This window comes from Vibrio lentus (genome assembly GCF_030409755.1).
Lineage (GTDB): Bacteria > Pseudomonadota > Gammaproteobacteria > Enterobacterales > Vibrionaceae > Vibrio > Vibrio lentus.
Genome location: NZ_JAUFQE010000002.1, coordinates 1157488 through 1179154, shown reverse-complemented (window position 1 = coordinate 1179154; position 21667 = coordinate 1157488). Strand labels below are relative to the sequence as shown.

The following is a 21667-nucleotide window of genomic DNA, read 5'->3' as shown; positions in this document are numbered from 1 at the left end:
TTCAATCATCCATAACCGCTTGAAAATCATCAAATAATTAACTGGCACGGCACGTGCAATGGTAACAACAGAACGAAACAGAAAGCTAGGTTGCAACATTAGAGCGTTACTGAAGGGAGCAATATTATGGGAAAGCAAAACACAAAGAATGGCAAAAAGATAATACATGTTGTTCAGCACCTTGCTCCTGGCGGTTTGGAGACGTTAACTCTGGATCTTCTGCGCCTTGCTAAGCCAGTTGATCAAGTGTTGATCGTCAGTATTGAAGGTACCAAAGACGAATCCATCAAGAACTGGCCGAAGCTTCAGCCTTACCACAATCAAATTGTGTTTTTAGACAAAGAGCCCGGTGTTCAATTCAACATCATCATAAAACTCATCAAAGCGTTTAGAGGCATTCGCCCTGATGTTGTTCACACTCATCACATAGGCCCTCTACTCTATGCGGGTTACGCTGCTCGTGTATCAGGTGTTCCAACGCGAATTCATACTGAGCATGACGCTTGGCACCTTCAAGATGACAAGCGCCGACGCTTACAGGCATTAGCGCTTAAAGCCGCTCAACCAACATTGGTCGCTGACGCAACTCGTGTTTACAAACAACTCCGTTCTGCTTTCTCATACGAGAACATCATTACCATCAAGAACGGCGTTGATTGCAACAAATTCAAGCCGATGTCTAAGATAGATGCGAGAACAGCGTTAAATCTACCACAAGACAAGCACATGATTGGTTGTGCAGGCCGATTGGAACACGTTAAAGGCCAAGACCAACTCATCAAAGCCCTCGCACTACTGCCCCAAAATATGGTTGTCGTATTTGCAGGTGGCGGTTCCAAACAAAAAAAATTAGCGCAACTGACCAACAGACTAAACCTTAATGATCGCGTTATCTTTCTTGGTCTAGTTGAAGACATGACTACTTTTTACGGCGCTCTGGATACTTTCTGCTTACCTTCACGTCATGAAGGGTTACCGCTTTCAACTCTTGAGGCACAGGCATGTAACGTCCCTACCGTTGCGATGAATGTAGGTGCCGTTGATGAAACCTTATGTCCAGTCAGTGGAACGCTTGTGAATAAAGGGAGTATTACGGGATTAGCTAGCGCGCTACTAGACAACCAACACGAACGATTCTTATCGCCTCGTACTTATGTGTTAGATAATTTTGACATAGTGAAGATGGTTGAATCTTACGACGATATTTCAAAGGGAGTATGCGCATGATTGACCTTTTGCTTGCGAGCCTATGTTTATTTTCTGGAGCCTTGATTGTTTATCATCACGCGGCGTATCCAATACTGCTGCGTTGGTATGCAAGACATCATCCAGCGCGTACTGTGAGCGAAAGCTCTCGTTGTTACAAAGATGAACAACAGGATTGCACACTTCCAACCGTCACCGTCCTTGTTCCTGCGTTTAACGAAGAACAATGGATTGCCGATAAGATTCGTAACTTAGCGGCGTTAGATTACCCAAGAACGAAACTGCGTGTCGTGATTGCTTGCGATGGCTGTACCGACGACACAGTAAACATCGCCCAAATGACCATCCAAGAAGCAATGTGTAGCGACATTCACTTTGAGATACACGACCATGTTCAAAACAGAGGTAAAGTGGCGGTACTCAATGAAGAAGTGACTAATATTACCAGCAATATTACAGCGCTCAGTGACGTGTCTGCCCTGATTTCATTAGATGCACTGTTGATTGCTGCTGCTCACTTTGAAAGTGACGCGGTTGGTGTGGTAAACGCAACCTATCAATTATGTCCAACAGGTAATGTAGGCGAAGATGCATATTGGCAGTATCAAACATCAGTGAAAGAGTGCGAAGCGTCATTTGGTTCAAGTTTAGGTTCGCACGGTGCTTTTTATCTGTTCAGAACGGCATTGTTCACTCCACTACCACTTAATACCATTAACGACGATTTCATTTTACCAATGCAGATAGTCAAACAAGGCTACATTGCAGAATACGAAACACAGATGGTTGCACTGGAGCTGGAAGAGTCAAATCTTAAGACTGACTTCAATAGACGGCTGCGAATCTCTGCAGGCAACATGCAACAAGCCATACGATTATTTGGCCTGTTCAGCCCTAAATTTAAGGGCATCGCTTTTGCGTTCTTTTCAGGAAAAGGGCTACGACTGTTAACCCCATATCTAATGATTGTGTGCTTAATATGCTCAATATTACTCAACGAATATCTATTGTTTGAAGTACTTCTTTGGGCACAAGTGTTTGTTTACAGCATTGGTGTACTTGGTTGCATCTTGCCTAGCAGACTCATCAACAAACCTGTTTCTTTAATTTCCTATTTAATCGTTGGTCATTATGCCAACTTCATTGGTGGCGTACGTTACCTATTAGGACTTGAAAACTCCCCTTGGACTAGAGCTAATCGTTAAGGACTGACTATGATGAATATTGACCAACTATCAAACCAAAACCTATACCAAAGCAAGATTTCTCGCGCGAAACGAACTTTTGATTTTGTTAGCTCTTTACTCGCGTTAGTCATCTTATCTCCGGTATTCCCTTTTATCGCACTGGCCATTGCACTGACTTCTCGCGGTCCTATCTTCTATCGCCAACTTCGCGTGGGAAAATCGACACCAGAAAAAATGGAGATTTTTGAAATCATGAAGTTTCGTAGCATGTATCAAGATGCAGAAACTCGTTCTGGTGCGGTTTGGGCAACACAGAATGACCCACGTATAACACCTGTGGGTCGCTTTTTGAGAAAGACACGACTTGATGAACTCCCCCAGTTATTCAATGTGCTTAAAGGTGAAATGTCGTTGATTGGTCCGCGCCCTGAACGCCCAACCTTCTACAACAAGTTAGAGAATGAAATCCCATACTTTGCAGACCGCACTTATGGCGTGATGCCTGGTATTACGGGGCTTGCTCAGGTCAATCAAGGCTATGACACTTGCATTGATGATGTTCGCCGCAAAGTCGGTTTTGACCATAGTTACGCACTGAGTCTATGTTCTGTAAAATCTTGGATTGCTGCTGACTTGAGCATTATCACGAAAACGATTGTTGTGATGGTCGATGGCCGAGGGCGTTAAAAAGTAGACTTTACTAACAACTAACTGTTAACAGCTGTCAGTATCAGTTTGTACTAGTCCCTCTCTTTTTGATTCAAGTCCTATTAAAACCAATGAGTAGCTGATTACTCATTGGTTTTTTCGATTTTATATACTATTTGGTATACGATACCGAACAGACATTCAGCCTGTATTCAAAGCGTATTTCCTATGAAAATCGAAGATCTCAAACTATTCACTACTGTTGTTGAACTCGGAAGCTTTACCGCTGCCGCCAACGCACTGGACGTGCCTCGAGCGAACGTGAGTAGACGTATTAACGATCTAGAGAAAGCACTCAACATGCAGCTTTTCTTTCGTACAACACGCAGTTTATCGGTGACTAAGTCGGGGGAACTCTATTACAACGAATTGTTGAAAGCACTGAGCGCGCTTGAAAAGGCCAATCACATGGCGTCTAACTTATTGGAAGTACCGCATGGTCGCGTGAAGATAGGTTTGCTTCCAGAAACTGGCGATATTGTTCAAGCCACCCTATTTAAGTTCCAAGATCTCTACCCAGAGGTTGAGCTTGATATTCGCAGCATCAGCAATGGCTTTATCGACATGTATCGTCAAGGGTTAGACCTTGCTATGCATGGAGGACGACTAAGCGATTCGAATGTCGTCGCTCGTAAGGTAATGGATTTACAGCGTATTTTTGTTGCTAGCCCTGAATACCTCGCTAAGTCAGGCAAACCCACAAAGCTTGAAGAATTGTCTAAATTTCCGTTTGTGTGTTTCCGCTGGCCAAGTGGTGATATAGATAAAGAGTGGGAAATCTCGAATCAAGTTGTGAAAGTTGAACCGTCTATCGTCAGTGACAGTATTGGCTTTGTGAAAGGTGCCTCTACCCGTCACCGAGGCATTGCCTTATTACCCCAATTGATGGTTCGACAAGAGCTGAAAGAAGGCTCGTTGGTCAACCTGTTCCCGACGGAGACTTTGGAAAAAGAAGAAGCGTGGTTGCTGTATCCACAGCGAAAAGCATTGAGTCATGCCAGCCAGTTATTGATTGATTTCTTATTACAAGAATTACCAAAACTCTAATAATTGTCACAAATAATGTGACAGTGTTATACCGTTAGCACTGATTATCTCTGCGCGTCATCTCGATAGAATTGCCCCATCAATATTTCGGAGCAATTCATGATGTCTATCTATCGCTACTCTCTACTCGCCGCCACTCTTTTGCCTCTTATCGGTTGCAATCAGTCTGTTGTCACGGAGCCATCTGTTTCTCTGGAAGCGTCAGCAGCTTCGATCAAAACAACGGAAGCGCGCCCAATTCAAGTCATCCAACTTGAATCGAAATCTCAACAAACCAGCAAAACCTTTACGGGTAAGCTCCAATCGGTTGAAACAGCAGGCGTGGCTTTTCGCGTTCCCGGTACCATTCAAGAATTGTTAGTAAAAACTGGCGACAGCGTTAAGAAAGGCCAAGCGATAGCTCAGCTAGACCCGCACGATTACCAAGTTGCGCTAGAGGAGCTACAAGCTCGTGCGTTAGAAGCAAAATCGGCTCACAAATTAGCAAAAGCAGAATTAGCTCGAGTAAGACAAGCGATTGCTGACAACGCGATTGCCAATGTCAATTTAGACCGTGCGATCAGCGGTTACGAACGCAGCGAAGCCGCCGTTAAAGTGGTTGAGCAAAACATTCGTCGAGCCAAAGACTCGGTTCGCTACACTCGCCTGCTTGCGCCATTCGATGGCGTGGTTGCATCTTCAAATTTCGATCAATACGAACAAGTACTTCCGGGAATCTCGGTTTTCACCATTCACAAACCAGAAAAGCTTGAAGTCACCATTGATGTACCTGAAAACTTAATTCATCAATTCAAAGCCGATCAACAAGCAACCATCAGTTGGTATAACGCAAAAAACTCTATCACAGGCCAAGCAACTGAGATCTCAACACTCCCTCACCCAATCAAACAAACTTATTCAGTCACTTATCGCTTAGATGACTTAGCAAAGAGCGACACGCTCCGTTTACTGCCTGGTAAAGCCGTCACCCTCACCACTCAACTGGGTGAAAAAAGCAACAATTTTTGCCTACCTTACTCTTCCATCGTTAACCAATCAGGCAACGAACAAGTGTTCACCATCAAGGACTCGCAAGCAATATCGGTTTCCGTACATGTTGCGTCACTCGCTGAAAACACAGCGTGTGTCGAATCAGAACTCAACGATGGTGATTATGTCGTTGTGAACGGCGCGCAATACGTTCAAGAGGGCCAACATTTTTCATCAATCCAAGTTAAAGATTTGTAGGTGAGTACCATGAACTTAGCTGACTTTGCCATAAAACAACGAACCTTCGTCTTGTTCTTCACCGCATTGAGCGTGATTGCCGGACTCTACTCTTACTTCGACCTCGGTAAACTTGAAGACCCAAGCTTCACCATTAAAACGGCCGTCGTGGTAACACTCTACCCAGGCGCATCGGCCGAAGAAGTAGAACAACAAGTCACAGACACAGTTGAAACCAAGCTCCAAGAAATGGCTAACCTAAACCGACTACGCTCGCTTTCTCGTCCGGGCATGTCGATGGTGTTTGTTGACTTAAAAGAATCGCTGAACTCAAAAGAACTACCACAAGAGTGGGACTTACTTCGTCGTAAAGTGTCAGACATGAAAATGTTGCTACCGAGCACGGCGCAGATCAGCATCGTACAAGATGAGTTTTCAGAAGTGTACGGTATGCTTTTCTCTGTGTACGGCGAAGAAGCTTCTCCATCAGAACTTCGTAGCTACGCAGAAGAGTTACAACGTCGCATTAAAACCGTAGACGGCATTAAAAAAGTCGAATTGCACGGCGTTCAGCCACGCGTGGTTCATATCGATATTCCAGACGAACGCTTGGCTCAATATGGTTTGTCCATGGCTCAAGTTTGGAGCCAACTGAACACACAGAACACCACATTTGATGCGGGTAAATTCTCTGCCGGTGGCGAGCGTATTCGTGTTCAACAGTCGAGCCAATTCACTTCGCTCGCTGATATTAAAAATCTGATGATCAAAGGTGGCGTGAGCGAGTTAGGAACGGGCCTGTTACGACTTGGTGATATTGCTGAAGTGACCATGGGTTATCAAGAACCGATGATGACGGAAAACCGCTACAACGGTGTCCCAGCAGTAACACTCGCAATGAGTCCTGTCTCTGGCGTGAATGTGGTATCTCTGGGCGATGACATCAACCGTATCGTTAACGAGTTCCAAGCATCGCTGCCACTGGGTGTTGAAGTCGCAACCGTTGCGAACCAACCTGAAGAGGTTCAAAAATCCATAGATAACTTTGTTAGTAACCTACTTGAAAGTGTCGCGATTGTGTTTGTCGTGCTGTCTATTTTCATGGGCTTAAAGAGTGCAACGATCGTTGGTTCAAGCTTATTGCTGACAATTCTACTAACGCTGATCTACATGAACATTACTGCAATTGATTTGCACCGTGTGTCTCTCGGTACATTTATACTCGCACTTGGCATGTTGGTTGATAATGCAATTGTGATTACCGACATGATGATCGTAAAGATCAACAAAGGTATCGACCGTACTATTGCGGCTATCGATTCAGTGAAAGAGACAGTAACTCCACTGTTTGGCGCTACCGTTATCGCAATCATGGGGGCGAGCCCGGTTATCTTCTCTCAGACAGATGCCGCTGAATTTGCGAGTTCGGTATTCTTAATCATCGCTTCTTCACTGCTGTTGTCTTGGTTCGTGGCAATGACGTTCACTGCCCTGATGTGTTGGATGTTCATTAAACCAACCAAACAGAAAACAGACACCAAAGTCAGCTTATACCGCAAGAGCGTTAACTGGACAGTCGATAACCCATTAAAAGCGCTGAGTGGCTTAATTCCACTTATCTTAGTGACGGCTTTTGCTATCCCAAATGTCGCAATTAATTTCATTCCTCAAGCAGACAGACCGATCTTGTTCCTTGATTACTGGCTACCAAATGGTGCCAAGGTTGAACAAACGTCGGAAGACATGAAACGCATCGAAGCATGGTTACTTGAACAGCCTGAAGTGGAAAGTATCTCGACTTATGTCGGTGCAGGTGCGCCCCGCTTCTCTGTAACGATTGAGCCAGAACCGTTCGACCCAGCTTATGGGCAGATCCTAATAAACGCGACTGATTTCCCATCATTGAGCCCACTAATTGCTCGTGGTGACAAATGGTTAACTCAAGAATTTCCAAACGCCGACCCGCGCTTTAGAAGTTTGAAACTGGCGACCTCAGACAAGTTCAGCGTCGAAGTGCGTTTCTCAGGCCCGGATGTAGACGTTTTACATGACTTATCGAACCAAGCGAAAGCCATTTTCCAAGCACATCCAGATACCAAGTACGTGCGTGATGACTGGCGTCAAAAGAGCAAAGTGCTAGAGCCGGTCATCAATCAAGATAAGGTTCGCCTTGCAGGTATTAACCGTGCCGACATTGCCTTTGCGATGAAACGTGCGTCTGAAGGCATGCCTTTAGGTCGTATGAACCTAAACGATGAATTGGTCACCATTCAATTACGTGGTACTGAAAACTCAATCGAATCGCTAGAAACGTTACCCGTTCGATCGTTACTTGGCTTACACAGCGTGCCACTGGGTCAAGTTGTCGATGGGTTTGAACTGACCAGTGAAGAGACCATGATTTGGCGTCGTGACCGCGTGAAAACCATCACAGCACAAGCCGGTGTTGGTCGTTACACCACGCCAGCTGCGGTAAGAAACTCAGTGATTGATGATATTGAAGCTATCGCACTTCCGCCAGGTTACAGCCTTGAATGGGGTGGCGAATACTATGATGAACACAAAGCCGTCAGCGATATTCTTAAGCAACTGCCAAAAGCGATCTTGTTAATGGTGATCATCTTGGTGGCGATGTTTAACGGTTTCAAACAACCCGTCATCATATTTACTACCTTGCCGCTGGCAGCAACAGGTGCCACATTCAGCTTGTTGTTACTGGATAAACCTTTCGGCTTTATGGCGTTGATTGGTGCGGTAACTCTCACGGGTATGATCATCAAAAACGGCATTGTATTAATGGACCAAATTGAGCTTGAACGTAAAGGTGGTCGCTCACTGTCGGACGCAATCAAGGAAGCGACGGTAAACCGCACTATGGCGATCTCAATGGGTGCACTAACCACCGCACTCGGCATGATCCCACTACTTACTGATCTTCTGTTCGACCAAATGGCCGCAACTATCATAGGTGGCTTGGCAGCAGCTACCGTGTTGTCTCTCTTCGTGATGCCTGCGTTGTACAAACTCTTCTATCGTTCAGAAGAGAATGGCATCACGGTAAACGAAGCAATCCAAGACGCGATTGTCGTCCTTGATGCAACGCCGAATGGCAGCGCACAGACTCAACAATCAAACATCACTCAATAAGGAGCAATAAACATGTATCTATTACCTAGATTTAAAGTGGCTCCTATTGCCCTAGCCTTGTTACTGACAGGCTGTGCGGTTGGCCCTGATTACGAAGAGCCGCAAACCACTATGGCAGAAACCTTCTTGTACAGCGAAGAAAGTCAAAGCCAAAGCAAGGCAAACCAACAACACAATCATTGGTGGACGCAGTTCAATGATCCAACGCTTAACCAGTTGGTGGCCGATGTTCAAAGCCAGAACATCCCACTCAAACTCGCAGCCGAACGAATCAACATGGCCAACTCATACAAGAGTGTCGTTGAATCTTTCAAAGTACCGACCGTCAATGTCGGCGGTGGTTACTACAACTATCAATTGAGTGAAAACGACTCCCTACTCGGCCCTGTATTTGGCGCGTCTGATGCCGTTCAATCAGCAACTGGTATGTCATTGCTTGATGCTCAACACGATGGCGGTTTCTTAGGCGCAAGCATTGCATGGGAAATGGATTTGTTTGGGCGTATCAACAGGCAATCTAATGCGGCAACGATTCGAGTTGAACAAGCCGAGATATTCCAATCAGGCTTGAACACGCTAATCACCGCAGACGTGATTCACAACTACCTGCAATATCGAGGCGCGCAAGAACGCAAAGCGATAGCAATGGAAAACATTCAAGACCAACAACGCACACTTGAATTGGTGACCAAAGTCGTTCGCAGCGGTTATGGTTCAGAGTTAGATCTCGCTCAAGCCAAAGCAATGCTCGCAGCCACAGAGTCAATTGTTCCACAGCTAGAAATTGCAGAACAAGTTCACAAGCAGCGTATGGCCGTGTTGTTGGGAGAATCGCTAGCGAACATCAACCAACGTTTAGCGGGTGAATTTACCTTGCCACGCATGAACGATGTTATCCCAACGGGCTTACCTTCTGACTTGTTGGAGCAACGCCCAGACATCCGAATCGCAGAACGTGAAATGGCGGCCATTAACGAAGAACTTGGCGCAAGCATCGCCAATCGTTATCCAAAGTTCTTCCTAACGGGCACACCAGGTGTTACGGCAGGAAGCTTTGATGACTTGTTCAGCAGTGACTCATTTGGTTGGGCAGCGTCTGCGGGTATCAGTTGGAACGTGTTTGATGGTGGCCGAGGTGAAGCCATGGTTGAGATGAACGAAGCAAGATTTCGCTCGGCAGCACTCAACTACCAACATTCGGTAGACAGCGCATTCGCAGAAGTCGATTCAAGCTTGTTTGCTTACGGTCGTAGCCAAGAGAACCAAAAGCGCATTGATGAAGCAACAGACGCGGTCGATAACGCAGTCAGCAAAGCCAAATCCTTGTACAAAGCTGGCCTAGTGGATTACTTATCGGTGCTCGATGCACAACGACAACAGAAGATGATGCAAGACCGCCAAGTCGCCGCCAAACTACAAACCGCCAATACCACCATTGCGGTATACAAAGCGCTAGGCGGTGATTGGAAAGTCGCAAACGAGACACAAAGCGTTGAAGTAGCCTCTTTGAACTAGAAAACCTACACGTTACTTATCAAGTGATAAGCTCAAAAAAATACCGCTGAATCGTTCAGCGGTATTTTTGTAATCATATAAAACGCTATTACTTAACTTGATGACGCTTCGCCCACTCTTGCGCGGCATCACCCATCGTCAATCCTGTTGCTCTCTTCATCCAAAGCATGAAATCGCGGTCGAACTTGAACTGCTCACCAAATTGGGATTTGAAATATCGACGAACATTCTGAGTCGTTTTGTAGCTATCCGTGATCAACGTATTCTCATCAATGTGATTTTTGTGCCAATCAACCTTTTCCATGATCTCTCATCTTCCTTAAAACGCACAATCGAACCACGTCAACACTATTTACTGTTTTCCTTGCCTTGTAGATGCTCTGCGTACTTCCTAGAAATCCATTGATGAATATGGAACCCTGTTTTACGAACCAGATACCAATCTATTGCAGCAAGAACGACTAAACCAATTATAGTTCCCATTATAATTCCTCCATGAACAGTTTATTAGTAGGTCAACTCCAAGATAGCACTTGTACTTGCTGCCACCTAGCCTTATAACCAGCCGTCATTTTGTTGTAGTTCGCTTCGGTCATTGCTTGTTTATTTGGCTTGATCAACATGTTGAATGCGTCATCTAACCCATAAGGCGCGAACAGTTTGATGTTTTCTGAATTATCGAGAGTAAACCCAATGGCAAACGCAGAAAGCCAAGATTCAATACCTTGCTCAACACTCTCGTATGGCTGAATCGAACAACCGAACTTCTTAGCATAGCGCTCATGTATGGTTGCTTGGTTTTTCACATCCACGTCTACGCAATGGCTCAATCGTGAACTAATACGACTTTTGAATTCGTCTTCGGTGGCAAGATTAAAGTTGTCGAAATAAACGATATCAAAATCTTTAACCTTATCGAGAAGCGGTTTTCGTTCGATGCTATTCCAGATAACTTGAGTAATAGCACCGCCTGCGATGTAGGAGTTTGGCAAGCCTACTTCACGACACACTTTAGCGGTTTCGATTAACTCAGGAACTTGCTGAATTAGGGATTCAAGTTTTTGTTTGTTCATCTTAACCTAATGATGCTGCGTTAAGTCGTGAGCAACGAACCCTGCACAGCAAGCTCTAATTAGAAATGACGCCGACAGCGAATCAACTCGAAACATTAGTTAAGCTTTTTGTTTCGCAGAGATTATGGCTTGAGCTATTTTAGCCCTATGATTCATTTCCCACTCAGCTAGTGTTAATGAAGCTTCTTCACGTGCTTTCTTTGAAGCCATGACAAACACTTCATCTTTTCTTGATTTAGGAATAACGACAATACCCTCTACATCAGCAACAATGACATCCCCCGTAGAGACGCTTGCTCCCCCACAAGTGATTGAAACACCCAATTCAGAATAGACTTTCTTTTTTCCCGGTATAGGGTGGACGCCTTTCGCAAATACTGGAAATTTCATGTCTGAAATTTCACTCAAGTCCCGAATTGCGCCGTCAATGATAAAGCCTTTTATTCCTCGACTCTTAGCGACTGCGCACACATTACCGCCAGCTACCGCATATTTACTATCAACGCCATCGACAACAATGATAGACCCCTCGGGTGCTTCGTATATTGCAGCGTGAAGCATTAGGTTATCGCCCGAAGTTAACTGAACCGTAAATGCTTCACCAAAAATTCTCGGCATACCCTGCCAAAGAGGACCAATGTTGAAATCAATAAAGTGGTCGTTACTTAATATGTTTCCGTAATCGGTGGTCGCTAATTCAGAAAAATCTTGCTTCATATTTATACTCCATGTTTACACTAAGCTTGACGCGGACTAAGGTGTGAGGCACTCAAGACGATGCTTCGGCATAAGCCTAATCACAAAAAACCGTATAGTAAAAATACCATGTGTTGCGAATCATTTTTAAATACTTTGATAGGTTTTGGGGCTATTCTCCCAAAGAACTCCACTCCGACAGGTTTAACTGCTTTCGTCTAACAAAATAAAATGTCGCCATGATTAACCCAAACAAAACACCCCCGTTCAAAGACATATAGACAGCTTCGAGAACTGGCTTATCTGCTTTACTCCAAACCATAAACCAATTTAAAACACCCCAAACAGGAGCGAACATGATGGCTGAAATAATCCAGTTGTTCATGAAGATCTGATAATAAGGCGGCGGGAAGTTAAGTCCCATTTTACATAGTAACTTTGCGATTGGTGGATTGTAATTCGACTTCCAAACACCTTTATCATTGAGCTCTTTATGTGCAAATTGGAGCTTCGTTTGATAATCCATAATACCCCTCAATTCCATTTGACTGCGGAAAAACCTAACACCCAATTAAGTAGTGAGCAACGCTACCACTAAACCTAACTATTGTGTCGTAAACACTAAATCTGATTCAAACCGAAAACGCCGAGCGTTACGAATCTGATAAATTTTTTGTTATATTCATATTTTCGCAAAATACTCTTTGATTATGCGTCTTTTAAGTTCATGAGATTGGACTAGTACACTATTAATGTGCAAGTCATCCTGTTTTAAGGCAATCCAGTGCCCGTCAGAATTTAGATCCGGGTCACTTTCCAATTTACTGCTAAATTGATGCCCGAACTCTAATTTTTTAACTTCGAGTTCATAGAACTTATTTCTTTCACCCTCTGAATACATTTCTTTCGGAAGCCAAGCCGAAAACTCAATATTCCATCCATTCTCGATATTCAAATCAAGTTCAATGAAGTAGTGAGAAATATTAGGGTGTTCAAAATAGATATCACTGTGTACCTCTTTAGCCCAACTATCCGTAGAACGTAAGAAATACCAAGTGAACTCGATATATTCTTCACATCGGTCATGTGACGGTGCCTCACTGAACTGATGCTCTATATTGTTCCTTAATTCAATAAGTTTGTTCACCATCAACCTGCGGACAAGTGACAACTTTGACAATGTATCAAATGAACCTTTGACACCAAATAGCTTCGATATGTGTTTAATGTCGTAATACTTAGATAGCAACTTTAGACGATGATCTATTGAGCGTTTTAAATTGGATATAATATCAATATAAAAGTTACCATTATCGGCAATAGCTAACAAAGACTGAGCGTGATTTACGTATATGTAGCTCTTTTCCCACTCACTCCCTTGAGGTTCAATTGTGCACTTTTTTACGTCCCAATCGAACACACTTTCGTTAACGTAAATGTTCATACTACCTCATTTGAATATAACGCCTTGCTCTTGCGAATCCCCTCATAATCAGGCTTAAAAACAATGAGGTAGACGTGCATCGCCGTCTTTGATCTAATGAATATCGCTGAACACACATTTCGAACAAGTGGGTTAATAATGCGCGACATTCAGATTCTACAACAAACCATACAAAACCAATGCCCCTCCATTCACAAAAAACGCGTTAGTTCTCTGATACTTGCTACAAAAAGTGTACTTGACGGCTCAGACTTAACGCTGACTAAACTAGGTCGCAAACTAGAAACTAATACCACGGTAAAACATGCGATCAAACGCGTTGATAGACTGCTTGGAAATCGCCAACTACATCGTGAAAAAGACCTTATTTATAAATGGCATGCCTACTTAATAACGGGCGCTAACCCATGCCCTGTGATCCTTGTGGATTGGTCTGATGTTCGTGAACAACTTCGTTATATGACGTTAAGAGCATCCGTTGCACTTGATGGTCGAGCCGTCACAATCTTTGAACAAGTTTTTGAGTATGGCCAATACAATTCACCGAAAAGTCACCAAACATTCCTCGATAAATTGCAGAGTATTTTGCCGAATAAAATCAGTCCGATCATCGTTTCTGATGCGGGTTTTAGAAATACTTGGTTCCGCCAAGTTCAGGAGAAAGGTTGGTTTTGGTTAGGTCGTGTCCGAGGTGAAGTATCAATCAAACAACCTCAAAAACCTTGGGTCTCAAATAAAACCTTTTATCCAAACGCTGTCCATAAACCCAAATATCTTGGCAACTGCTTATTAGCAAAGAGATCACCGATATCTTGTGAAGCCTATGTTTATAAGGGATTAGAAAAAGGCCGAAAAGCCCAGCGCCATAGTAGAACCAGCCAAAAACACTCCGCTACACATCTCTATCAACGCAGTGCAAAGGAGCCGTGGCTACTCGCGACTAATGTCCCTCGACATATCTTAAATGAAGTACAAATTACCAATCTGTACGCCAAGCGTATGCAGATAGAAGAAGCCTTCCGCGATCTAAAGAGTACCGCCTATGGGATCGCACTTCGTCACAACAGAACTCGCTGTACTAAGCGATTAGATATCCTGCTTCTTATTGCGTTGCTCGCTGAAATCTTGATGTGGTGGAATGGCCTAATTGCAGTACAAGCCAAATGGCATTTTGACTTCCAAGCCAACAGCATTAAACACCGCCGAGTTCTATCCATACCTCGTCTAGGGAGAGAGGTACGAAATCATCGGCGATATCAAATTAATGAATCCCAATATCAATGGGGAATGTTCGAATATCAAAGGCTCACACACAACGCAGGACTAGGGAAATTATGAGGGGATCCGTCAGCGCCTTGCTAAGCTGTGAGTGAACGTGTGCCATGTCTGAGCGAAGCGAGTTCGGCGCGCGTTTACGAATCAGACTTAAGCAATTTGTTATACGAATTGTTCCAACCAAACCTGTTGAGATTTAAAGCCTGAATCAACCCATTGCTCCAGTTGCTCAATGGACTCAAATTTCTTATTGAGTAATTCTCTCTCATTTGAAACAAAAACTATTGGTGCAAGGAAAGCCTCATTGACATCATTTGAAGAATCAAAGCTAGCCAATTTATCAGAAATATAGTTAAGATTATTTAAGTTTCTCTCACTATAGATCTCAGCATCTTCTGCTGTTCCACTTAAACGAACCAGCTTCGTTAATGTGTTTCGTATCCCGACTGCGTACCTATGTGTAATGTAGTCCGACACTTCACTTAGGTCAGTTAAGAAAAGTGCTCGTCCATCGAATGAACCTGCAATATATTGCTTTCCTTTTTTCGATGCTCGTGCCACGCCGCGAAGTGTAAAGAAATGAGTAAATGTCGACACGAAGGTGGTCAGCACTTTCATGATTCGATTTTCATAATAGTTTGGAACTTTGTTCAAAACTATTGATACTTCATCAGAACAAATAATGGCACCCAAAATAATGTTTTGAGCATCATGGGGGCACTTACGATGTAGAGCTTCAAATGTTTCGTCCATAGCCTCCCACATTAGCCCCTCAAAACGTTTATTCCTGATGCTGTTTTTAAGGTATTTTTTACTTAGACCAATACCATCTAAACGTATTATCAGGTATCCATCATCTGGGTAGGTTGAAAGCGTTTCAGTCTGCTTCTCCACTTCCTTAAAGCGTTCATCCATACCCGTATATTTTTCAACTAGTTTCATGAACTATCCCTATTCGTATAACAGCTATTAAATAGAATAATTTTGCATTTAAATACAGAATCAATCTATCTAGTTTCATATTCACGAAAATGTACCACGATTAATCACAGCAATTCAGTGACTTAAAACATAGATAGACTCATTGAATGATAAAGTGCAGAATATTTCCACACAGTATAATTTTCGCAAAAGCCTCGTCGAACTGTATATAAGCACAGCGCACCTACACAGACCCTAAACACAAAAAAGCCTGCCATCTATGCGAACATAAATGGCAGGCTTTATACGTTAGTTAAGCTTGTGAGTAGCTAGATTACGCGGCTTCGAATGCGAGGGCCTTCTTCTCAACCTGACGGAAGATCAGTGTTAAAATGCCGTTTACTGCTAGGTAGAATGCGCCAGCAATGCCGAACACAGTAAGTGTGTCGTAGGTTTGGCCGTTAATACGCTGAGCGTAGCCCATTAAATCCATGATGGTGATGGTGCTTGCCAGTGACGTGCCTTTGAATACTAGAATCACTTCGTTCGAATAAGCTGGAACAGCGCGGCGTAGTGCGTATGGCAACAACACTTTAAGCGTTGCGATTTTGTCCATGCCTAGTGCGCGACATGCTTCCCACTGCCCTGCTGGAATGGCGTTGAATGCGCCTCTGAACAGTAGCGTGCTGTATGCAGCGGTGTTCAAAGCTAATGCTAACATCGCGCAGAACCAAGGTTGGCTTAACCATGTCCATAGGAAGCTTTCACGAATCCAATCGAATTGACCTGGGCCGTAATACACCAAGAAGATCTGTACCAATAATGGTGTGCCCGTGAACAGCGTAATAAGGCCACGAGTGAACCAATGTATTACTGGTAATCTTAGAATCAGCGTTACTGTCATCAACAGTGACAAGATACAACCAACAAGCAGTGAAGCGCCTGTCAGTTGAAGGCTGGTCACTAAACCTTCAAGCATTTGAGAGAGGTATTGTTGATTCATGCCATTGCCCCTTTATTACCCAAACCTTGAATAGAGAACTTACCATCAATCACTTTTACCAATCTTTGCGTGATTAAAGTGATGATTAAGTAGATAGTCGCTGCTGTTGCGTACCAAGTGAATGCTTCGTGCGTTGCTGCTGATGTTAATTGCGCTTGCTTCAATAGATCGGTTACGCCAATCAGTGAAACCAGTGCAGTGTCTTTCAAGAGAACCAACCATTGGTTCGTTAAACCTGGTAGTGCGTGTCTTACTGCTTGTGGCAATACAACTCTGAAGAAAGCGCGAGATTGAGGGATGCCCAATGCACTCGCCGCTTCTCTCTGCCCTTTACTTACTGCTTTCAATGCACCACGAATGGTTTGTGAAGCATAAGAAGCGAAGATAAGTGACAACGCAACAACACCAGATAAGAACGGGCTAACTTCAATAAAGTCACCAGTGATCATGAAGAGCACTTGTGTTGAACCAAAGTAGATAAACAAAACCACCAAGATTTCTGGTAGCCCACGAACGATAGTCACGAACGCGGTTGTCGGCCATTTGATTGCAATACGACGAGACATTTCACCGCCAGCAAACAATACAGCTAAAACTAATCCAACCAATAGACTTACGAACGCAAGCTGAACTGTCATCCAGCTTGCTTCGACGAGCCCTAAAGAGTAACCCGTTAACTGCATATTACTTACCGAAGTACTTGTTGAAGATCTTGTCGTATTCGCCGTTCGCTTTAACCGCTGCAAGTGCTGTGTTTAGCTGTGCAACTAGCTCTGGGTTGCTCTTGTTTACTGCGATGCCGAAACCGTTACCGAAGTATTCTTGGTTCGTTACTTGCTCGCCAACGTAAGTTAGGTTGTCTTGCTTCTTAAACCATTCCGCTACTACCGCTGTGTCACCAAATACAGAATCAATACGACCGTTTTTCATGTCGATGAATGCATCTTGGTAGCTTGAGTAAGGAACAGCGGTTACGCCAGTCATTTGCTCAAGTAGGAAGCTTTGGTGAGTAGAACCGTTTTGAACACCGATACGCTTGCCTTCAAGATCTGCTTGGTCTGCTACTTTACCTTCAATAGAGATAAATGCTGCAGAGTTGTCGTAGTAAGCATCAGAGAAGTTCACTTGTTGAAGACGTGCTTCAGTGATGTCCATTGCCGAGATAGCCGCATCGTAACGTTTGAATTTAAGAGCTGGGATCAGGCTATCGAATGCTTGATTGTGGAAAGTACATGTCGCTTTCATCTCTTCACAAAGTGCGTTTGCTAGGTCTACGTCAAAACCTTGGATTTGGTTGTTCTCGTCCATGTATTCGAACGGTGCGTAAGTTGCTTCCATTGCGAATTTGATTTCTTCTTGAGCCGCTGCATTGAAAGAAGCAAGGCCGATAAGTGAAGCTAGTAGAATCTTTTTCATTTTGTTACTCCGAATACATTGTGATAGTGGCCTGTGGCCATTCTTATAATTTGATTGTTTTAATCGATGTTGTGTTTAGCTAAATCTAGTGAGTCAACTCAGGTTTAGTGAGTTAAGTACTCGGCAAACTCTGGAGTCTGCGGATTAATAAATGCGTCGTTGGTGCCGTGTTCAACGATGTAACCTTTCTCAAGATAAAGAACATGGCTTGCAATCTTCTTGGCGAAATCAACTTCGTGAGTCACAACAACCTGAGTGATGCCTGTGCCGCTTAGCTCTTTAATGATGCTAACAACTTGGTTGGTGATCTCTGGGTCGAGTGCTGCCGTTGGCTCATCAAACAGCAATACATCTGGCTTCATCATAAGAGCACGTGCAATCGCAACACGTTGTTGCTGACCGCCAGACAGTTGTAATGGCCAAGCGTCTGCTTTGTCTGCAAGCTGTAAGGTGGTTAATACCGCCTTTGCTTGTTTGATGGCTTCTTGCTTATCTAAGCCTGCAACTTTGGTTGGCGCTTCAATCAAGTTTTCCATTACCGTCATGTGCGGCCACAAGTTGTATTGTTGGAAAACCATGCCGACTTTACGACGAAGTTTAAGCCCCTGCTTCTCTTGGATCTGACTAGCAAAGTCGAATTGCTCGTTAGCAATGTCTAATTCGCCGTTGTCCGCAATTTCTAGCAGGTTCAAAACACGCAGTAGTGAACTCTTACCAGCGCCGCTTGGGCCAAGCAGTACCAAGGTTTCGCCACTCTCACAGTTAAAACTGATGTCGTGAAGAACTTGGATATCGCCATATGATTTGTTGATGCTCTTTACTTGAATACTCATGCCGGATTACTGCATTAATTGTCATTTGTTGGTTATTCTATTCAAACTAAATTTTTATGCAAGATAAATGTATAAAAAACTAATTTGTTGAATTTTTGTAACAGATATTGCATAAAAAACAGTCTCAATGACTGGTCTTACATCTATAAATCACAAGTTATTGATAAGGTTGATTTAGAGATAAAAGGCAAACGTTTTGCTATTAATTTATAAATCGTTGTTGGGTTGTAAATCTATGAACACACTTCCCTATTGATTTAGAATTACTTGCATAAAAATGAGGGTTATAAAGACAGTTTTGAAACCATCTTGGCGCACACCAAATGCTTAATTTTCCCTTTAAACAGTTCCTGTTGATTCACTCAGTGCTAAGAAAATTTTGGAAATTGAGTTTCCTAGGAAGCGTCGCGCGGCAATAAATGCTTTAATGGCATCGATTCTCAATAACAAGTTTTCAGCAGCGAACAACACGTATTACAAGCAATAAGCCATCTATTCTCAAAGCGACAACACATTAAGGCAGTCATATGCAAAACGATGTCTCTTCTACGCTCGACTCTACTCAGCGATCGAATCAAAAAGCGCCAGAACCCAAACCTGAGAAGAAAAGCCTCAGTATTCTGTTCGAGCTCAGCAAATTTATTCAGCCGTATAAAGGTCGTGTGATTGCAGCGTTGATCGCGTTGATCTTCACGGCGAGCTTAACTCTTTCGGTCGGACACGGTATTCGCCTTCTTATCGACCAAGGCTTCAGCCAACAATCGTTGTCAGACCTAGGCAGTGCGATTCAATTCATCATGGTGGTGGTCGTGTTGATCTCGATTGGCACCTTTTTCCGCTTCTATTTAGTCTCTTCTGTTGGTGAGCGAGTAAGTGCGGATATACGCCTGTCGGTTTTCAATCACGTGGTGACACTTCATCCGAGTTACTTTGAAAGCAATGGCAGTGGCGACATCATGTCGCGCATCACAACCGACACAACTCTGCTTCAAAGCATTATTGGTTCGTCGTTTTCTATGGCGATGCGCAGTGCATTAATGTGTATTGGCGCAATCATCATGCTGTTCGCGACCAACATTAAGCTAACGCTGATTGTGTTGGCCTCGGTGCCGTTTATCCTGATTCCGATTTTGGTATACGGTCGACGAGTAAGAGCCCTATCCCGTCAAAGCCAAGATTCGATGTCCGATGTGGGCTCTTATGCCGGCGAAGCGATTGAGCACATCAAGACGGTGCAAAGCTACAGCCGAGAAGAACAAGAGAAAGCGTCATTCGCAATTGAAGTAGAAAAGGCTTATGAGATTGGTCGCCAACGCGTTAAACAGCGTGCGATTCTAATCTCTGGTGTGATTGTTATCGTGTTCAGTGCGATTGCAGGCATGCTTTGGGTTGGCGGCAGTGATGTTATCAACGGCACTATGTCGGCGGGTGATCTGGCTGCATTTGTCTTCTATGCGATCATGGTCGCTTCATCGCTAGGTACGATTTCTGAAGTGATGGGTGAATTGCAACGCGCGGCAGGTGCGACAGAGCGATTGATTGAAATTCTACAAGTTGAAAGCCACATTGTTGCGCCTGTAGAAAACCCAACATCACTGGATAACGTGACACCAGAAGTCGCTTTTGATGATGTGACTTTCTGTTACCCATCAAGACCAGACCAGCCCGCAACAAGCAACCTCACGCTAACGGCCCATGAAGGTAAAGTGTTGGCATTGGTTGGCCCGTCTGGCGCAGGTAAAACCACCCTATTCGAACTGCTGCAACGTTTCTACGACCCACAAGTGGGCAAAGTGACGTTAGGTGGTGTTGAACTGAATCAGTTTGATCCGAATGAACTAAGAAAGCAGATGGCATTGGTTCCTCAGCAACCCGCTCTGTTCAGTAACGATGTGTTCCATAACATTCGATACGGGAACCCAGAAGCAACGGACGAGCAAGTTATCGAGGCGGCGAAAAAAGCGCACGCGCACGAGTTCATTCAGAACTTACCTGAAGGTTATCACAGCTTTCTTGGTGAACGTGGCGTGAGATTGTCTGGCGGTCAGCGTCAGCGTATCGCAATCGCTCGTGCCATCTTAAAAGATCCGAATATTCTATTGTTGGATGAAGCAACCAGTGCGCTAGACAGCGAAAGTGAGCATCACGTTCAACAAGCTTTAGAAGAGTTAATGCGTGGCAGAACGACCATCATTATCGCCCATCGATTATCAACAATTAAACACGCCGACCAGATTGCGGTGCTCGATAAAGGACAGCTAGTAGACATCGGCGACCACCAGTCGCTCATCAATAGCTGTGAACTGTACCAACGCCTAGTTGAACTGCAATTCAAACACCTTAATGTGTAAACATTGAGTGGATGTGCAACTAAGTCACTGACATTGTGTGGTTTCAAGCTTCAAAAACTTAAATCACACGTGTTGCAGTTTTGTTAATTTAACGGTAGGGTTTTTATTCCAATAACAACTTATCCGCAGATAACAATAAGAGAGTTCGCATGGAAGCATTATTATCTGACTACCCGGTAGTAACAGAAATCCCAGTCGCTTGGGGAGAAATGGACGCGCTTAATCACGTTAACAACGCCGTATATTTTCGTTATTTCGAAACTGCTCGCTTAGATTTTTTCAAGCACGTTGAGCTGATGGAAGAGATGGCGATTACCAAAGTTGGCCCTGTTCTTGGTGACACTTACTGTAAGTATTTCCGCCCAGTCACATATCCAGACACGCTGATGATTGGTTCTCGTGTCACCGACATTCAAGACGACCGCTTCACCATGGAATACGCGATCGTCAGTAAGACTCAACAGAAGCTGACCACAATCGGTACTGCGACCATCGTTATGTTCGATTTTGCTTCAAACCAAAAAGCGCTGCTTTCACTGCGTTTAACCAGTGAAATCGAAAAGATGAACACGTTGAAAAGCCCATGCTTCAAACAGGAAGCTGTGACGGAATAACGTATACGCTGATTCAGAATACTCA

21 protein-coding genes are annotated in these 21667 nt (G+C 44.0%); 10 read left to right on the top strand and 11 right to left on the bottom strand.

The window, feature by feature from the left end; translation table 11 throughout:
* Nucleotides 1-126 precede the first annotated feature (126 nt).
* The 7 genes from QWZ07_RS13810 to QWZ07_RS13780 all read left to right on the top strand — a co-directional run bounded on the left by QWZ07_RS13810 (nucleotide 127) and on the right by QWZ07_RS13780 (nucleotide 10016).
* Nucleotides 127-1227: a glycosyltransferase gene (locus QWZ07_RS13810; RefSeq protein WP_192853735.1), complete on the top strand. Its 1101-nt coding sequence runs from the start codon at nucleotides 127-129 to the stop codon at nucleotides 1225-1227.
* Complete coding sequence (locus QWZ07_RS13805; protein ID WP_102518834.1) at nucleotides 1224-2411, top strand: glycosyltransferase family 2 protein; 1188 nt, start codon at nucleotides 1224-1226, stop codon at nucleotides 2409-2411. The genes QWZ07_RS13810 and QWZ07_RS13805 overlap by 4 nt, the downstream gene beginning before the upstream one ends.
* Before the next feature lie 9 nt (nucleotides 2412-2420).
* Nucleotides 2421-3080, top strand: coding sequence for a sugar transferase (locus tag QWZ07_RS13800; protein ID WP_017110860.1), 660 nt, complete (start codon nucleotides 2421-2423; stop codon nucleotides 3078-3080).
* 189 nt (nucleotides 3081-3269) lie between these two features.
* Nucleotides 3270-4148, top strand: a complete 879-nt coding sequence (locus QWZ07_RS13795; RefSeq protein WP_017110861.1) for a LysR family transcriptional regulator — start codon at nucleotides 3270-3272, stop codon at nucleotides 4146-4148.
* Between the two features lie 99 nt (nucleotides 4149-4247).
* Entirely contained in the window at nucleotides 4248-5375 is a 1128-nt protein-coding gene (locus QWZ07_RS13790; RefSeq protein WP_192853736.1) for an efflux RND transporter periplasmic adaptor subunit, read from the top strand.
* A gap of 9 nt (nucleotides 5376-5384) precedes the next feature.
* The gene (locus QWZ07_RS13785) at nucleotides 5385-8501 is read left to right on the top strand and encodes an efflux RND transporter permease subunit (protein ID WP_192853737.1); all 3117 of its coding nucleotides are present in this window, start codon (nucleotides 5385-5387) and stop codon (nucleotides 8499-8501) included.
* A gap of 12 nt (nucleotides 8502-8513) precedes the next feature.
* Nucleotides 8514-10016 (top strand): efflux transporter outer membrane subunit, encoded by a 1503-nt coding sequence (locus QWZ07_RS13780; RefSeq protein WP_192853738.1) that lies wholly within the window; start codon nucleotides 8514-8516, stop codon nucleotides 10014-10016.
* An 88-nt stretch (nucleotides 10017-10104) separates the two neighbouring features.
* Here the strand turns inward: QWZ07_RS13780 and QWZ07_RS13775 are convergent, their stop codons facing one another.
* The 6 genes from QWZ07_RS13775 to QWZ07_RS13750 all read right to left on the bottom strand — a co-directional run bounded on the left by QWZ07_RS13775 (nucleotide 10105) and on the right by QWZ07_RS13750 (nucleotide 13229).
* Nucleotides 10105-10320, bottom strand: coding sequence for a DUF6434 domain-containing protein (locus QWZ07_RS13775; RefSeq protein WP_065103458.1), 216 nt, complete (start codon nucleotides 10318-10320; stop codon nucleotides 10105-10107).
* Nucleotides 10321-10364: 44 nt separating this feature from the next.
* Nucleotides 10365-10499, bottom strand: coding sequence for a hypothetical protein (locus QWZ07_RS13770; RefSeq protein WP_261890900.1), 135 nt, complete (start codon nucleotides 10497-10499; stop codon nucleotides 10365-10367).
* A 32-nt stretch (nucleotides 10500-10531) separates the two neighbouring features.
* Nucleotides 10532-11089 carry a nucleotidyltransferase family protein gene (locus tag QWZ07_RS13765; RefSeq protein WP_192853739.1) on the bottom strand — a complete coding sequence of 186 codons (558 nt, stop codon included), beginning with the start codon at nucleotides 11087-11089 and terminating at the stop codon, nucleotides 10532-10534.
* A 99-nt stretch (nucleotides 11090-11188) separates the two neighbouring features.
* The gene (locus tag QWZ07_RS13760; protein ID WP_192853740.1) at nucleotides 11189-11806 is read right to left on the bottom strand and encodes an RraA family protein; all 618 of its coding nucleotides are present in this window, start codon (nucleotides 11804-11806) and stop codon (nucleotides 11189-11191) included.
* Between the two features lie 151 nt (nucleotides 11807-11957).
* Nucleotides 11958-12311: a DUF6404 family protein gene (locus QWZ07_RS13755; RefSeq protein WP_192853741.1), complete on the bottom strand. Its 354-nt coding sequence runs from the start codon at nucleotides 12309-12311 to the stop codon at nucleotides 11958-11960.
* Between the two features lie 156 nt (nucleotides 12312-12467).
* Nucleotides 12468-13229, bottom strand: coding sequence for a hypothetical protein (locus QWZ07_RS13750; RefSeq protein ID WP_192853742.1), 762 nt, complete (start codon nucleotides 13227-13229; stop codon nucleotides 12468-12470).
* A 138-nt stretch (nucleotides 13230-13367) separates the two neighbouring features.
* On the opposite strand from QWZ07_RS13750, the gene QWZ07_RS13745 reads away from it, so the two are divergent.
* The gene (locus QWZ07_RS13745) at nucleotides 13368-14567 is read left to right on the top strand and encodes an IS4 family transposase (protein WP_132982278.1); all 1200 of its coding nucleotides are present in this window, start codon (nucleotides 13368-13370) and stop codon (nucleotides 14565-14567) included.
* Nucleotides 14568-14666: 99 nt separating this feature from the next.
* On the opposite strand, the gene QWZ07_RS13740 is transcribed toward QWZ07_RS13745, so the two are convergent.
* From QWZ07_RS13740 to artP, 5 genes are all read right to left on the bottom strand, one after another.
* The gene (locus tag QWZ07_RS13740) at nucleotides 14667-15446 is read right to left on the bottom strand and encodes a tRNA(His) guanylyltransferase Thg1 family protein (protein WP_192853607.1); all 780 of its coding nucleotides are present in this window, start codon (nucleotides 15444-15446) and stop codon (nucleotides 14667-14669) included.
* 313 nt (nucleotides 15447-15759) lie between these two features.
* Nucleotides 15760-16428, bottom strand: coding sequence for an arginine ABC transporter permease ArtM (artM, locus tag QWZ07_RS13735; RefSeq protein ID WP_102280798.1), 669 nt, complete (start codon nucleotides 16426-16428; stop codon nucleotides 15760-15762).
* On the bottom strand, nucleotides 16425-17111 hold the full coding sequence (artQ, locus tag QWZ07_RS13730) for an arginine ABC transporter permease ArtQ (protein WP_192853606.1): 687 nt from the start codon (nucleotides 17109-17111) through the stop codon (nucleotides 16425-16427). Before artQ ends, artM begins: the two co-directional genes overlap by 4 nt.
* 1 nt (nucleotide 17112) lies before the next feature.
* Entirely contained in the window at nucleotides 17113-17844 is a 732-nt protein-coding gene (locus QWZ07_RS13725; protein WP_192853605.1) for an arginine ABC transporter substrate-binding protein, read from the bottom strand.
* A gap of 104 nt (nucleotides 17845-17948) precedes the next feature.
* Nucleotides 17949-18677: an arginine ABC transporter ATP-binding protein ArtP gene (artP, locus tag QWZ07_RS13720; protein ID WP_065103468.1), complete on the bottom strand. Its 729-nt coding sequence runs from the start codon at nucleotides 18675-18677 to the stop codon at nucleotides 17949-17951.
* Nucleotides 18678-19204: 527 nt separating this feature from the next.
* Here artP and QWZ07_RS13715 point away from each other — a divergent pair.
* Entirely contained in the window at nucleotides 19205-21028 is a 1824-nt protein-coding gene (locus tag QWZ07_RS13715; RefSeq protein ID WP_192853604.1) for an ABC transporter ATP-binding protein/permease, read from the top strand.
* 149 nt (nucleotides 21029-21177) lie between these two features.
* Nucleotides 21178-21642: an acyl-CoA thioesterase gene (locus QWZ07_RS13710; RefSeq protein WP_017091416.1), complete on the top strand. Its 465-nt coding sequence runs from the start codon at nucleotides 21178-21180 to the stop codon at nucleotides 21640-21642.
* The last annotated feature ends 25 nt before the right edge of the window (nucleotides 21643-21667 follow it).